11 protein-coding genes are annotated in these 14,615 nt (G+C 55.1%); 4 read left to right on the plus strand and 7 right to left on the minus strand.

What is annotated here, in order from left to right:
- Positions 1 to 4 precede the first annotated feature (4 nt).
- Positions 5 to 4,465, minus strand: a complete 4,461-nt coding sequence (gltB, locus tag OGV82_RS09715; RefSeq protein ID WP_286462714.1) for a glutamate synthase large subunit — start codon at positions 4,463 to 4,465, stop codon at positions 5 to 7.
- A gap of 673 nt (positions 4,466 to 5,138) precedes the next feature.
- On the opposite strand from gltB, the gene mnmL reads away from it, so the two are divergent.
- The 4 genes from mnmL to mtgA all read left to right on the plus strand — a co-directional run bounded on the left by mnmL (position 5,139) and on the right by mtgA (position 10,212).
- Positions 5,139 to 6,068, plus strand: a complete 930-nt coding sequence (gene mnmL / locus OGV82_RS09720; RefSeq protein WP_047463893.1) for a tRNA modification radical SAM protein MnmL/YtqA — start codon at positions 5,139 to 5,141, stop codon at positions 6,066 to 6,068.
- Between the two features lie 198 nt (positions 6,069 to 6,266).
- Positions 6,267 to 8,603, plus strand: coding sequence for an aerobic respiration two-component sensor histidine kinase ArcB (arcB, locus tag OGV82_RS09725; protein ID WP_012135343.1), 2,337 nt, complete (start codon positions 6,267 to 6,269; stop codon positions 8,601 to 8,603).
- 230 nt (positions 8,604 to 8,833) lie between these two features.
- A complete protein-coding gene (elbB, locus tag OGV82_RS09730; protein WP_012135342.1) occupies positions 8,834 to 9,487 on the plus strand; it encodes an isoprenoid biosynthesis glyoxalase ElbB in 654 nt (217 codons plus the stop codon).
- Entirely contained in the window at positions 9,484 to 10,212 is a 729-nt protein-coding gene (gene mtgA, locus OGV82_RS09735) for a monofunctional biosynthetic peptidoglycan transglycosylase (RefSeq protein WP_047460963.1), read from the plus strand. Before elbB ends, mtgA begins: the two co-directional genes overlap by 4 nt.
- Here mtgA and yrbL read toward each other — a convergent pair.
- From yrbL to rpoN, 6 genes are all read right to left on the minus strand, one after another.
- On the minus strand, positions 10,187 to 10,858 hold the full coding sequence (gene yrbL / locus OGV82_RS09740; RefSeq protein ID WP_047460966.1) for a PhoP regulatory network protein YrbL: 672 nt from the start codon (positions 10,856 to 10,858) through the stop codon (positions 10,187 to 10,189). The two genes, mtgA and yrbL, sit on opposite strands and share 26 nt — an antisense overlap.
- Positions 10,859 to 11,068: 210 nt before the next feature.
- Positions 11,069 to 11,341, minus strand: coding sequence for a PTS phosphocarrier protein NPr (gene npr / locus OGV82_RS09745; RefSeq protein ID WP_012135339.1), 273 nt, complete (start codon positions 11,339 to 11,341; stop codon positions 11,069 to 11,071).
- Positions 11,338 to 12,192 (minus strand): RNase adapter RapZ, encoded by an 855-nt coding sequence (gene rapZ, locus OGV82_RS09750; protein ID WP_012135338.1) that lies wholly within the window; start codon positions 12,190 to 12,192, stop codon positions 11,338 to 11,340. The genes npr and rapZ overlap by 4 nt, the downstream gene beginning before the upstream one ends.
- 36 nt (positions 12,193 to 12,228) lie before the next feature.
- Positions 12,229 to 12,720 (minus strand): PTS IIA-like nitrogen regulatory protein PtsN, encoded by a 492-nt coding sequence (ptsN, locus tag OGV82_RS09755; RefSeq protein ID WP_012135337.1) that lies wholly within the window; start codon positions 12,718 to 12,720, stop codon positions 12,229 to 12,231.
- A gap of 125 nt (positions 12,721 to 12,845) precedes the next feature.
- Positions 12,846 to 13,133: a ribosome hibernation promoting factor gene (hpf, locus tag OGV82_RS09760; RefSeq protein ID WP_012135336.1), complete on the minus strand. Its 288-nt coding sequence runs from the start codon at positions 13,131 to 13,133 to the stop codon at positions 12,846 to 12,848.
- A 22-nt stretch (positions 13,134 to 13,155) separates the two neighbouring features.
- Complete coding sequence (rpoN, locus tag OGV82_RS09765) at positions 13,156 to 14,589, minus strand: RNA polymerase factor sigma-54 (RefSeq protein ID WP_012135335.1); 1,434 nt, start codon at positions 14,587 to 14,589, stop codon at positions 13,156 to 13,158.
- Positions 14,590 to 14,615 lie beyond the last annotated feature (26 nt).

A 14,615-nucleotide genomic window follows, 5' to 3' on the forward strand; every position in this document is an offset into this window, starting at 1 on the left:
CCCCTTACTGCGCCTGCACACGCAGCTCAGCTGCGCTACGACTACGGTGACCCAACAGTGCTTTCACATCACTGGACTTCGGCTTAACCAGCGCGAATTTGGTTGAGAATACTGACCAGTTAGCCAGGATCTCTTCACCGCGCTGGGAACCGGTATGCTGCACATGCTCGGTAATCAGACCGCGCAGATGTTCTTCGTGGATGGCCAGGTCATCGACGTTCAGCACTTCCACCAGCTCCGGGTTCACGCGTTTGCGGAACTCGCCGTCTTCATCCAGCACGTAGGCGAAGCCGCCTGTCATGCCAGCACCGAAGTTAACGCCCGTTTTGCCCAGTACGCAGACAATACCGCCCGTCATGTATTCACAACCGTTGTCGCCAATGCCTTCTACCACGGTGATGGCCCCGGAGTTACGTACTGCGAAACGTTCGCCCGCGCGGCCCGCCGCATACAGACGACCGCCGGTCGCGCCGTACAGACAGGTATTGCCGATGATGCTGGCCTCATGACTGCGAAACGCTGAACCCACCGGAGGACGCACCGCCAGCAGACCGCCTGCCATGCCTTTACCGACGTAGTCGTTGGCATCGCCCGTCAAATACAGCTCCACGCCGCCCGCGTTCCAGACGCCGAAGCTCTGACCTGCGGTGCCGCTGAAGTGTGCCTTGATCGGGTCAGAGGCCAGCCCCTGATCGCCATGCGTCTGAGCGATATAGCCAGAGAGCGACGCGCCCACGGAGCGGTCGGTGTTGCGAATGTCGAACCAGAAGGTTTTGCTCTGGCGTTCATCGACAAACGGCTTCGCCTGTTGCAGCAGTTGCGCGTTCAGCACGCCGTTATCAAACGGCGGGTTATGTTCGGTGCAGTACAGCGCTTTACCCGGATGAGGCTCAGCGGTTTCCAGCAGTCGGGACAGTTCCAGCTTCTGCTGCTTAGCGGTAAACCCTTCCAGCTCTTTCAGCAGGTCGGTACGGCCAATCAGATCCACCAGACGCTTCACGCCAAGCTGCGCCATCAGCTCGCGGGTTTCGCGGGCGATAAACTCAAAGTAGTTGGTCACTTTGAACGGCAGGCCGTGGTAGTGGTTCTTACGCAGTTTGTCATCCTGAGTCGCCACGCCCGTCGCGCAGTTGTTCAGGTGGCAAATACGCAGGTATTTACAGCCCAGCGCCACCATCGGGCCGGTGCCGAAGCCAAAGCTTTCCGCGCCGAGAATCGCCGCTTTGATGATGTCGAGGCCAGTTTTCAGGCCGCCGTCCACCTGCAAACGGATCTTGTGACGCAGACCGTTAGCCACCAGCGCCTGCTGGGTTTCCACCAGGCCCAGCTCCCACGGACAGCCCGCATATTTCACGGAGGAGAGCGGGCTGGCACCGGTGCCGCCGTCATATCCGGCGATAGTGATCAGGTCTGCATAGGCTTTCGCCACGCCGGTAGCGATGGTGCCGACGCCCGGTTCAGAAACCAGCTTCACGGAGATCATCGCTTTTGGGTTGACCTGTTTCAGGTCGAAAATCAGCTGCGCCAGATCCTCGATAGAGTAGATATCGTGGTGCGGCGGCGGAGAAATCAGCGTCACGCCCGGTACGGAATAGCGCAGTTTGGCGATGTACGGGGTCACTTTGTCACCCGGCAACTGGCCGCCTTCGCCCGGCTTCGCGCCCTGAGCGACTTTAATCTGAATGACGTCAGCATTGACCAGATACGCTGGCGTTACGCCGAAGCGGCCGGAAGCGACCTGTTTGATGCGCGACACTTTGTTGGTGCCGTAGCGCGCCGGGTCTTCGCCGCCTTCGCCGGAGTTGGAGTTACCGCCGATGCTGTTCATCGCTTCCGCCAGCGCTTCGTGCGCTTCCGGGCTCAGCGCGCCGATGGACATCGCGGCGGTATCGAAGCGTTTAAACAGCTCGTTTGCCGGTTCAACATCGTTGATGCTGATGGCGTTATCGCCAGGATTGAGCGCCAGCAGATCGCGCAGCGTTGCCGCCGGACGTTCGTTAACAAGCGCGGCATATGCCTGGTAATCGCGGTACTCGCCGCTCTGCACCGCCTGTTGCAGGGTGCGCACCACATCCGGGTTATAGGCGTGGTATTCGCCGCCGTGCACGTATTTCAGCAGACCGCCCTGATCCAGCGGTTTACGCGCCAGCCAGGCACGTTTCGAGAGGTTCAGCAGATCCTGCTGGAAGTCGGCAAAACCGGCGCCGCCAATGCGGCTGACCACGCCCTGGAAGCAGTGGCTCACCACGTCGTCATGCAGACCGACCGCTTCAAACAGCTTGGAGCAGCGGTATGAGGCGATGGTCGAAATGCCCATTTTGGACATGATCTTGTACAGACCTTTATTGATGCCGTTACGGTAGTTCAGCATCACGGTACGGTAGTCTTTGGCGATGGCCTGGGTGTCGATCAGACGGCCCAGCGTTTCATAGGCGAGATACGGATAGATCGCCGTGGCGCCAAAGCCCAGCAGCACGGCAAAGTGGTGCGGGTCACGCGCGCTTGCGGTTTCTACGATGATGTTGGCATCGCAGCGCAGGCTCTTATCCACCAGACGAGTCTGTACCGCCCCGACAGCCATCGGCGCCGGAACCGGTAAACGGTTTTTCCCGATGTTACGGTCAGAGAGCACCAGCAAGACGGTGCCGTTACGCACCATCTGTTCAGCCTTATCGCACAGCGCTTTCACCGTTTCTTCGAGCGAGGTTTCCGTCACATCGAAGGTGATATCCAGCGTATCGGCGCGGTAGTGCTCCTCTTTCATGGTGGTGAGCTGTTTGAAATCGGAGTACAGCAGAATTGGCGATTTAAAGCTCAGACGGTGCGCCTGTCCTTCCGCTTCGCAAAAGACGTTCATCTCGCGGCCAATGCTGGTGGCCAGCGACATGACGTGCGCTTCACGCAGCGGGTCGATTGGCGGGTTGGTCACCTGCGCAAACTGCTGGCGGAAGTAGTCGTAAATAATGCGCGGCTGGCTGGAAAGCACGGCGAAGGGGGTGTCATCACCCATTGAACCGACCGCTTCCTGGCCGTTTTCGCCCAGTACGCGGATGACGGAATCCAGCTCTTCGGCGCTGTAGTTAAACTGTTTCTGATAGCTGGCGAGCATGTCGTCGTCCAGCTCGCGGTTTCCGACCTGATCGTCGGCCAGATCTTCAAACGGCACCAGGCGGCGGACGTTCTTCTCCATCCACTCTTTATACGGATGGCGGCTTTTCAGATCGTCATCGGTTTCCGCAGAGTGCAGGATGCGCCCGCCACGGGTGTCGATCACCATCAGTTCACCGGGGCCGACGCGGCCCTTTTCCACGACTTCGTCAGGCTGGTAGTCCCAGATCCCCACCTCAGAGGCGCAGGTGATCAGTTTATCTTTGGTGATGACGTAGCGCGCCGGACGCAGACCGTTACGGTCGAGGTTACAGGCAGCGAAGCGACCGTCGGACATCACGATGCCCGCCGGGCCATCCCACGGCTCCATGTGCATGGAGTTAAAGTCAAAGAAGGCGCGCAGGTCCGGGTCCATATCCGGGTTGTTCTGCCATGCGGGCGGCACCAGCAGGCGCATGGCGCGCACGATGTCCATCCCGCCTGCCAGCAGCAGTTCCAGCATGTTATCCAGCGAGCTGGAGTCGGAACCGGTCTCGTTGACGAACGGCGCGGCAGATTGTAAATCCGGGATCAGCGGCGTCTGGAATTTATAAGTACGGGCGCGCGTCCACTGACGGTTGCCGGTAATGGTGTTGATTTCGCCGTTGTGCGCCAGGTAGCGGAACGGCTGCGCCAGCGGCCAGCGCGGCACGGTATTGGTGGAGAAGCGCTGGTGGAACAGGCAAATGGCCGATTCCAGACGCAAATCCGCCAGGTCCAGGTAGAAGCGCGGCAGATCCGCCGGCATACACAGACCTTTATAGATGTTCACCAGGTTCGACAGGCTACAAACGTAGAAGTCTTTATCGTCCTGAAGGCGTTTCTCAATGCGGCGGCGGGCGATAAACAGGCGGCGTTCCATATCCCGGGGACGCCAGCCCGCAGGGGCGTTAACAAAAATTTGCTCAATACGTGGCAGGGAGGAGAGGGCGATTTCACCGAGGACACCTTCGTTGGTCGGCACATCGCGCCAGCCCACAATCGACAGGGTTTCCCGCTGTAATTCTTCTTCGACGATACGACGTGATGCCGCCGCCAGCTCAGGGTCCTTATTCAGGAAGAGCATACCGACAGCGTAGTTTTTGGCTAAACGCCAGCCGCGCTCTTCTGCAACGATGCGAAAAAAGCGATCGGGTTTTTGCAGCAGCAAACCGCAACCGTCGCCGGTTTTACCGTCAGCGAGGATCGCGCCACGGTGCTGCATACGGGCCAGTGCGTGTATGGCGGTACGCACTACCTTGTGGCTAGGTTCGCCTTCTATGTGGGCGATCAGGCCGAAACCACAGTTATCCCTCTCAAGGGATTTATCGTACAACATATCAGTGAACCTCCCCAGGCTCTGCGGGACTCCCATCCGATACCGATTGCGCACGGGCACAGAAAGAGCGTGGCGACGGGGGTTGCGTATCATACGCTTACCTCGCATTCGCCCTCTTTTATCCTTTTCGCATCGGTAAATACGTTTAAGAGGGAATCTCAATTACTGCATAAATATGATGAGCAGGCTGCTCATCCAGAAAGCTTCCAGCGGATTTCCAACTTATCGGGAATCCACACACAGGTCAAATGGCAATCTTATTTATGCAAAAATGTGCTATAGGTCTATTAACTTTATGAATGTATTGAAAATAATGACTTTTTTACATTGATTTGATGCGGCATAAGCGCAGGGGAGAGTGTGATCTGTCTCACTATCATAACGGCCTGTTAACCCTTATCTCACCTTGATTATCCGTAATGCTTAGCATTTTATGCTGGTTTAAGCGGCGCAGGCATTTCATGATACTGTTTTTTAGCCAGTGTCATCAGAAGATAAAAAAAGTGTGCAGTTATAAGGAAAAGTAATTAGCTATGGAGTGAATGAAATTTCGGTAATTTTGCTTGATTATGCAATAAATAAAAGCCTGCCGGAGCGATTGATCCAGGTCATCGCCGACAAAGGCTAAAAATGGCAGGCTTTGGCCTCTTTTCAAGGCGCGGTCTATCAGATTATGCAGTTACAGAAATTAGTCAATATGTTTGGTGGGGATCTTTCTCGTCGTTATGGGCAAAAAGTTCATAAACTGACGTTGCACGGCGGATTTAGCTGTCCAAACCGCGATGGCACCATCGGACGTGGCGGGTGTACTTTCTGTAATGTCGCCTCTTTCGCCGATGAGGCGCAGCAGTATCGCTCTATTGCCGAACAACTGGCGCATCAGGCGCATCTGGTCAATCGCGCCAAACGTTATCTGGCCTATTTCCAGGCGTACACCAGTACCTTTGCCGAAGTGCAGGTGCTGCGTTCTATGTATCAGCAGGCGGTAAGCCAGACCAGCATTGTCGGGCTGTGTGTCGGGACGCGCCCCGACTGTGTACCGGATGCGGTGCTCGATCTGCTCTGCGAATATAAAGACCAGGGCTATGAAGTGTGGCTGGAACTGGGATTGCAAACCGCGCATGACAAAACGCTGCGCCGTATTAATCGCGGCCATGATTTTGCCTGTTATCAGCGAACCACCCAACTGGCGCGCGAGCGTGGGCTGAAAGTGTGCTCGCATCTGATTGTGGGTTTACCCGGCGAAGGGCAGACGGAATGCCTGCAAACGCTGGATCGCGTGGTGGAAACGGGCGTGGATGGCATTAAGCTGCACCCGCTGCATATTGTAAAAGGCAGCATTATGGCGAAAGCCTGGGAAGCGGGGCGCCTGAACGGTATTGCGCTGGAGGCGTATACGCTGACGGCGGGGGAGATGATCCGCCATACGCCGCCGGAGGTTATTTATCATCGCATTTCCGCCAGCGCCCGTCGTCCGACGTTGCTCGCCCCGCTATGGTGTGAGAATCGCTGGACGGGCATGGTGGAGCTGGACCGCTATCTTAACGAACATGGCGCGCAAGGCTCCGCGCTTGGTACGCCGTGGGTGCAGCCGGAGAGCTAACCATCCGTAGGCGTGTAGGCCTGATAAGCGAAGCGCCATCAGGCAGCCTGGCGCACATTGCCGGATGGCGGCTATGCCTTATCCGGCCTACCGCCTACCCGGTCATTTCACCGATAACCTCCGCATTTATTGCACAATTTTCAACGTACTGCTCAGAATTGAGTATTATTGTGCGAAGTTGTCGTGAAGGAATCCCCTATGAAGCAAATTCGTATGCTGGCGCAATACTATGTCGACCTGATGATGAAGCTGGGTCTGGTGCGCTTTTCGATGCTGTTGGCGTTAGCGCTGGTGGTGCTGGCGATAGTGGTGCAGATGGCGGTCACCATGGTGTTGCATGGTCAGGTCGAAAGTATTGATGTCATCCGCTCCATCTTTTTTGGCTTGTTAATCACGCCCTGGGCCGTCTATTTCTTGTCGGTGGTGGTGGAGCAACTGGAGGAGTCCAGGCAGCGCCTGTCACGGCTGGTACAAAAGTTGGAAGAGATGCGCGAGCGCGATCTCAAACTCACGGTACAACTGAAAGACAATATTGCTCAGCTTAATCAGGAAATTGCCGATCGCGAAAAAGCGGAGGCTGAGCGCCAGTCGACCTTCGAACAGCTAAAAGTGGAAATCAAGGAGCGTGAAGAGACGCAGATTCAGCTTGAACAGCAATCCTCTTTCTTACGCTCTTTCCTCGATGCGTCGCCGGATTTGGTTTTTTATCGCAATGAGGATAAAGAGTTTTCCGGCTGTAACCGCGCGATGGAACTGCTGACCGGCAAGAGTGAAAAACAGCTCGTCCATTTAAAACCGGCTGACGTCTATTCTCCCGAAGCGGCGGAAAAAGTGATTGAGACCGACGAAAAAGTCTTCCGCCATAACGTCTCGCTGACCTATGAACAGTGGCTCGATTACCCGGACGGGCGCAAAGCGTGCTTTGAAATTCGCAAGGTGCCCTATTACGACCGCGTTGGTAAACGTCATGGCCTGATGGGCTTTGGGCGCGATATTACGGAACGTAAGCGTTATCAGGACGCGCTTGAACGCGCCAGCCGCGACAAGACCACGTTTATCTCTACGATCAGCCACGAGCTGCGTACGCCGCTGAATGGCATTGTCGGCTTAAGCCGCATTCTGCTGGACACCGACCTTACCAGCGAGCAGGAAAAATACCTGAAAACCATCCATGTCTCTGCGGTCACGTTGGGGAATATTTTCAACGATATCATTGATATGGATAAGATGGAACGGCGTAAAGTCCAGCTGGATAACCAGCCGGTAGATTTCACCAGTTTCATGGCGGATCTGGAGAATCTCTCCGGCCTGCAAGCGCAGCAAAAAGGGCTACGCTTTGTGCTCGATCCGACGTTGCCGCTGCCGCATAAGGTGATCACCGACGGCACGCGTTTGCGCCAAATTCTGTGGAACCTGATCAGCAACGCCGTGAAGTTTACCCAGCAAGGGCAGGTGACGGTGCGTGTACGCTATGATGAAGGCGATGTGCTGCATTTTGACGTGGAAGATTCCGGCATCGGTATTCCGCAGGATGAGCAGGATAAAATCTTCGCCATGTATTATCAGGTGAAAGACAGTCATGGCGGTAAACCCGCAACGGGGACCGGGATTGGCCTGGCGGTATCGCGCCGTCTGGCAAAAAATATGGGCGGCGACATCACCGTTTCCAGCCAGCCGGGTAAAGGTTCCGTCTTTACGTTAACCGTACATGCGCCAGCCGTGGCGGAAGAGGTCGAGGACACGCTGGAAGAGAATGACATGCCGCTGCCTGCGCTGCATGTGCTGCTGGTCGAGGACATTGAGCTGAACGTCATTGTGGCGCGTTCAGTGCTGGAAAAACTGGGCAACAGCGTTGACGTGGCGATGACCGGGAAAGCCGCGCTGGAAATGTTCACCCCGGGTGAATACGATCTGCTGCTGCTGGATATTCAACTGCCGGATATGACGGGTCTGGATATCTCCAGAGAACTTACCCGCCGCTATGCGCGGGAAGAATTACCGCCGCTGGTCGCACTCACTGCTAACGTCCTGAAAGACAAGAAAGAGTATCTGGACGCGGGAATGGACGATGTGTTGAGCAAGCCGCTGTCGGTTCCGGCGTTAACCGCCATGATTAAAAAATACTGGGATACCCGTAACGAAGAGGAGAGCACTGTGACATCTGAAGAGAGCAGCAAATCGCAAGCGTTGTTAGATATCCCGATGTTAGAGCAGTATATCGAACTGGTCGGCCCGAAATTAATTACGGATGGACTGGCGGTGTTCGAGAAAATGATGCCGGGTTACTTAAGCATTCTGGAGTCTAACCTGACGGCGCGAGATACCAAAGGCGTTGTTGAAGAAGGCCACAAAATTAAAGGCGCGGCGGGCTCCGTCGGGTTGCGTCATCTACAGCAACTGGGTCAGCAAATTCAGTCGCCGGATCTTCCTGCCTGGGAAGATAACGTGGGTGAATGGGTTGAAGAGATGAAGCAGGAGTGGCAGCACGACGTCGCGGTGCTGAAAGCCTGGGTGGCAAACGCGGAAAAAAAATGACCCCGGATTGACCGGGGTGCGCGAATACTGCGCCAACACCAGGGAAATCGTGGCTGCGCCGTAAGTTATGATTGTTTTTTACACAGGCGCAGCTCTGCTTTTCAGGCCGCACGCAGTTAAGATAGCAAATCTTAAATGTTTTGTTACATGAATCAGTTAAATGTGTGAAGCGCAGCATTTTAATCAGAATTATTAATACGCTTCAGTAAGTTGCGAAAAGGATCATCACGATGAAAAAAATTGGCGTAGTGCTCAGTGGATGTGGCGTATACGACGGCGCCGAGATTCATGAAGCCGTTCTGACCCTTCTGGCGATTGCCCGCAGCGGCGCGCAGGCCATCTGCTTTGCGCCGGATAAACAGCAGGCTGATGTGATTAATCACCTGACGGGCGAAGCGATGGCGGAGACGCGAAATGTTCTGATCGAAGCCGCGCGCATTACGCGGGGGGAAATTCGTCCACTCGCCCAGGCGGTCTCCAGCGATCTGGACGCGCTGATTGTTCCGGGTGGATTTGGCGCGGCGAAAAACCTGAGTAATTTTGCCAGCCAGGGCAGCGAGTGCCGGGTAGATAGCGACCTGGCCGCGCTGGCAATCGCCATGCACCAGTCGGGTAAGCCGTTAGGGTTTATGTGCATTGCCCCGGCAATGCTGCCCCGGATTTTTGGTTTCCCGCTTCGTCTGACGATTGGCACCGATATCGATACGGCGGAAGTGCTGGAAGATATGGGGGCCGAGCATGTGCCATGTCCGGTTGACGATATTGTGGTGGATGAAGATAACAAAATTGTCACCACGCCTGCTTACATGCTGGCGCAGGATATTGCACAGGCGGCGACCGGCATTGAAAAACTGGTGTCTCGCGTACTGGTTCTGGCTGAATGAGTAAAGGGCGTTTCACTCCGCTGGCGTCCCTGCGCCGTTTGCTCCTGCGCATCCTTGTGGTGCTGGCGGTTTTTTGGGGCGGCGGCATCGCGCTGTTCAGTGTCGTTCCGGTGCCTTTTTCCGCAGTGATGGTGGAACGGCAGATTAGCGCGTGGCTGCAAGGCGATTTCGGCTATGTTGCGCATTCCGACTGGGCTGGCATGGATGAGATCTCGCCGTGGATGGGGCTGGCGGTGATTGCGGCGGAAGACCAGAAATTCCCGGAACACTGGGGCTTTGATGTTTCGGCCATTGAGAAGGCGCTGGCGCACAACGAGCGCAATGAAAACCGAATTCGTGGGGCGTCCACGCTTTCTCAGCAAACGGCGAAGAATCTCTTTTTATGGGATGGCCGCAGTTGGCTGCGTAAAGGGCTGGAGGCCGGGCTCACCGTCGGGCTGGAAACCGTCTGGAGTAAAAAACGCATTCTGACCGTCTACCTGAATATTGCGGAGTTTGGCGATGGCGTGTTTGGCGTGGAAGCGGCGTCGCAGCGCTATTTTAATAAACCTGCCAGCCGGTTAAGTATGTCAGAAGCCGCGCTATTGGCGGCGGTGCTGCCGAACCCTTTACGCTTTAAAGCGAACGCGCCTTCAGGCTACGTGCGTAGCCGTCAGGCGTGGATTTTGCGTCAAATGCGCCAGTTGGGCGGCGAATCGTTTATGACGCGTAACCATCTGTATTAAGATTGTGCTGACGCGCGGCCTCAAGAGAGGGGAGCGGCAGCGCGCTTTTGTCTTCTTCCTGGCGGTTCATCTTCAGCGCCGCCACCAGACCCGGTTGGGCAATCAACCGTTCCCACTGTCTTTCCTGTTTGCGATGGCAAAACCAGGCTGACCAGCTTGCCAGCGGGATCAGCGTGCTCTCGCCGATGTTGTCGCAGATCACCGGGATCGCTTCGGATTCGCTAATGCGGTGACACAGAATATTTTGCGGCTTCAGGGTCATGGTGACGATGCGGTTATCGTAGATATAACGCTTGAGCGTTTTCAGCAACTGGCGCAGGACGGCGGCATCTTCGTTATTGCGGCACTGCGCCACAAATTCAGTCAGAGTGACGGACGGTTTGCCATCGAAATCGGTTATCACATCGTAGACGTAGCCCGTACCACAATCGGTCTCTACCGTACCGTGATAGCGCGGGATGCCGCTCCAGTCTTGCAGGTAACGTGACAGATGCGCGTAATATTTCAGCTCGCGGCGGATCTCTTTCTTGCCGCTGCGGTCGGCATTGTAAATGATCTTAATGCAGCGTTGGGCATCGCCCGGATGCGCATAACATTTACGATGGCGTCCGGTGCCCAGGGGATTTTGTTCAGATAAAAGTATCATGAGATCTCCTGGTAATGTTGCTAATAGAACCAGTATGAACGCTCAACTTAAATAGAACGTAAACAACCCCTCTTAAGGTTTTCTTAAGGTTTAATCAGGACGGAAAAGCGCACGGAATGTACAATATCGACGCAGGCAGAAAGACGAGGGAATAAAAAAACGCCGGGTGGCGTTTTCTGGGGGATGAGGAAGAGACGAAAGCGAAATGGCCTAATCTTCGTCGAATCCTGAATTGAACAGCGCGATCACCGCCGCCAGCGCTTCGACCTCCTGCGGGCCGGTGGCTTCAATTTCTATCTGGCGACCTTTAGCAGAGTCCAGCATCAGCAGGGCGATGACGCTATTGGCTTCGGCTTCGGTGCCTTCATCATTGCGTAACAGCACTTCGGCCTCAAAACCCTGCATTAATTCAAACAGTTTCATGGCTGGCCGGGCATGCATACCCAGCTTGTTCGTGACTTCTACAGTCTGCTTCACGGTCATGTTTTGCGTTTTTCCAGCGTTCTATGGCGTGACTGCACGTTCTTACCGCGTGAGCGGAAGTAGTCTGCCAGCTGTTCTGCAATATACACCGAACGGTGTTTCCCGCCGGTACAGCCGATGGCTACGGTGAGATAGCTACGGTTGTTTGTCTCCAGCATGGGTAACCATAACTCAAGATAGCTGCGAGTCTGGTAGATAAAATTGTGTACTTCTGTGTGCCTGTCGAGGAATGCCGCAACCGGTTTATCGAGGCCGGTCATTGGACGCAGTTTCGGGTCCCAGTGTGGGTTAGGCAGGAAGCGCACGTCAAAAACATAATCGGCATCAATTGGAATACCGTGCTTGAAGCCGAAGGACTCGAACACCATTGTCAGTTCGCGTTCGCGCTTGCCCAGCAGACGGGTACGCAGCATTTCCGCCAGTTCATGCACGGACATTTCAGAGGTATCGACAATCAGATCGGCGCGGGAACGCAGCGGTTCCAGCAGATCGCTTTCCTGGTCGATGGCGCTCTCCAGGGAGAGATTTTTGCTGGAAAGCGGATGCAGACGGCGCGTATCGCTGTAACGGCGAATCAGCGTGTTGCGATCGGCATCAAGGAACAGAAGCTGTGGTGAAAACGCATCGGGCAGGTTGTTCATCGCCTGCTCGAAAATTTCAGGGGACTCAGGCATGTTACGCACGTCAATGCTGACGGCCGCAGAAATCTGGCGATCGGCCAGCGTACGAGCCAGATCGGGCAACAGCACCACGGGGAGGTTGTCCACGCAGTAAAAACCCATATCTTCCAGCGCACGCAGGGCGACAGATTTCCCTGACCCTGAACGACCGCTGACGATCATCAGTACCATGTACCGTTTCTCCTCACAACAGATGCCATTGGGTGGTTATGCCTCATCCTTTCCACCTTCGGTGTCAGTGATGATTTGATACAGCTCTTCGTCACTCTGCGCGGCGCGCAGACGGCGGCAGATGGTTTTATCCGCCAGACGTTTAGCGACCAGCGACAGTGTATGCAGATGCGTTTTGGTTTGATCTGCGGGCACCAGCAGGGCGAAAAGCAGATCGACCGGTTGATTATCAATGGCATCGAAAGCGATAGGCGTTTCGAGTTGGACGAACACGCCGACGGCGCGCAGCGTATCTTCTTCCAGCTTGCCGTGCGGGATGGCGATACCATTGCCAATGCCGGTACTGCCCATTTTCTCACGCGTCAGGATTGCTTCAAATACCACCTGCGGAGGCAGGCTGAGCTGTTTTGCCGCCAGTTCACTGATAATCTCCAGCGCACGTTTTTTGCTCTGGCAGTGAACGCCGCTGCGCGTACATTCCTGGTTAAGTACGCTGCTCAGTTGTAGAGTCGTATCGTTATTTGTCATAATTTCACCTAAGAACCTGTTCCATCAGAATGATTCCTGATGAGGCAGATTCGGAGCGCTAACTGTACAAATGGCCTGTTGTGCGTCACAACAGGCCGTCCTGCACTCGCTAACTGCCCGGACAATTAGTGTTGTTTCAGTTTATCTTTGTGTTTCGTTAGCTGCCTTGCCAGTTTATCGATCAAACCGTCAATGGCGGCATACATATCCTGACCTTCCGCGCTGGCGTGAATTTCGCCACCGTTTACATGCAGTGTCGCATCCGAGATGTGTGTTACCTTCTCCACTTTCAAAACAACGTAGACCTGATTAATCCTGTCAAAATACTGCTCAAGTTTGGCGAATTTGGTTGATACAAAGTCGCGCAGGGCTTCAGTAATTTCGACGTTATTTCCAGTGATGTTGAGCTGCATAGTGTCTTCCTTATCGGTTGGTTCAAACCAGCTGTTTGCGCTGATTGGACGGCGGAATGGATAAAGACTCTCGGTACTTCGCAACGGTGCGGCGCGCCACCATGATACCCTGATCCGACAACATAGAGGTTAACTTGCTGTCGCTCAGCGGCTTCGCGGGGTTCTCCGCAGCAATTAATTTCTTCACCAGCGCACGTATCGCCGTGGAAGAGGCTTCGCCTCCGCCTTCGGTATTCACATGGCTGGAAAAGAAATACTTCAGTTCAAAAATGCCGCGTGGACTGTGCAGATACTTCTGCGTGGTCACACGGGAAATTGTCGATTCGTGCATCTCGACGGCCTGGGCGATGTCCGCCAGCACCATCGGTTTCATAAACTCTTCGCCTTGCTCGAAGAAGGCCTGCTGCTGCTCAACAATACAGCGGCTCACGCGTAACAGGGTGTCGTTGCGGCTTTCCAGACTTTTGATCAGCCACTTCGCATCCTGAAGGTTGCTGCGAATGAACTGGCTGTCGGCATCATTACGCGCGCCGTTGCACAGGGCGGCATAATGTTGATTGATCTGTAGACGGGGAATGCTGTCGCCGTTCAGCTCCACCATCCAGTAACCGTTATGCTTACGCACCAGCACATCCGGGATCACATATTCAGGTTCGCCGGTCTGGATAGACTGACCCGGTCTGGGATCGAGCGACTGGATAAGATTGACCGCCTCTTTCAGCACCTCTTCTTTCAGCCGCGTAACGCGCATCAGGGTACGGAAGTCATGATTGGCCAGCAGATCGAGGTGATCGCTGATGATCAACCGGGCGTCTTCCAGCCAGGGCGTGGATTTATCGAACTGTGAGAGCTGGATCAGCAGGCAGTCACGGAGATCTTTCGCCGCCACGCCGATGGGATCGAAGCGCTGAACGCGTTTGAGTACCGCTTCTATTTCATCGAGGCCGATCTCTTCATCGCCGATGCTTTCGAGAATGTCATCCAGCGAAATGGTGAGATAGCCGGTATCATCAACGGCATCGACAATTGAGGTGGCAATCGCGCGATCGGTATCCGAGAACGGAGTCAGCCCGACTTGCCACATCAGGTAGTCCTGGAGGGACTGCGTGGTTTCGCCCTGGTACACCGGCAGCTCGTCGTCGATGTAGTCGCCGCTGGTGCCGGACGGCGTACCTGCGGTGTAAATCTCATCCCAGCTGGCGTCAAGCGGCAGCTCTTCGGGCATCTCTTTCTGTTCGAGCGCGTCTGCGGTATCCAGGGCTTCGTTGTCCTGGGTTTCGCGCGTGTCGATTTCATCGTGAAGATCGGTTTGCTCAAGCAGCGGATTACTCTCCAGCGCTTGCTGAAGTTCCTGCTGAAGTTCCAGCGTAGACAACTGCAACAGACGGATGGCCTGTTGTAGCTGGGGCGTCATCGCCAGTTGTTGGCTGAGCCTGAGTTGCAAACCTTGCTTCATGTTCAGAGTCGTTTTCTCCCGCTGTG

Origin of the sequence: Citrobacter sp. CK191 (assembly GCF_030333435.1) — a bacterium.
In the GTDB taxonomy this organism is placed as follows: domain Bacteria; phylum Pseudomonadota; class Gammaproteobacteria; order Enterobacterales; family Enterobacteriaceae; genus Citrobacter_B; species Citrobacter_B koseri.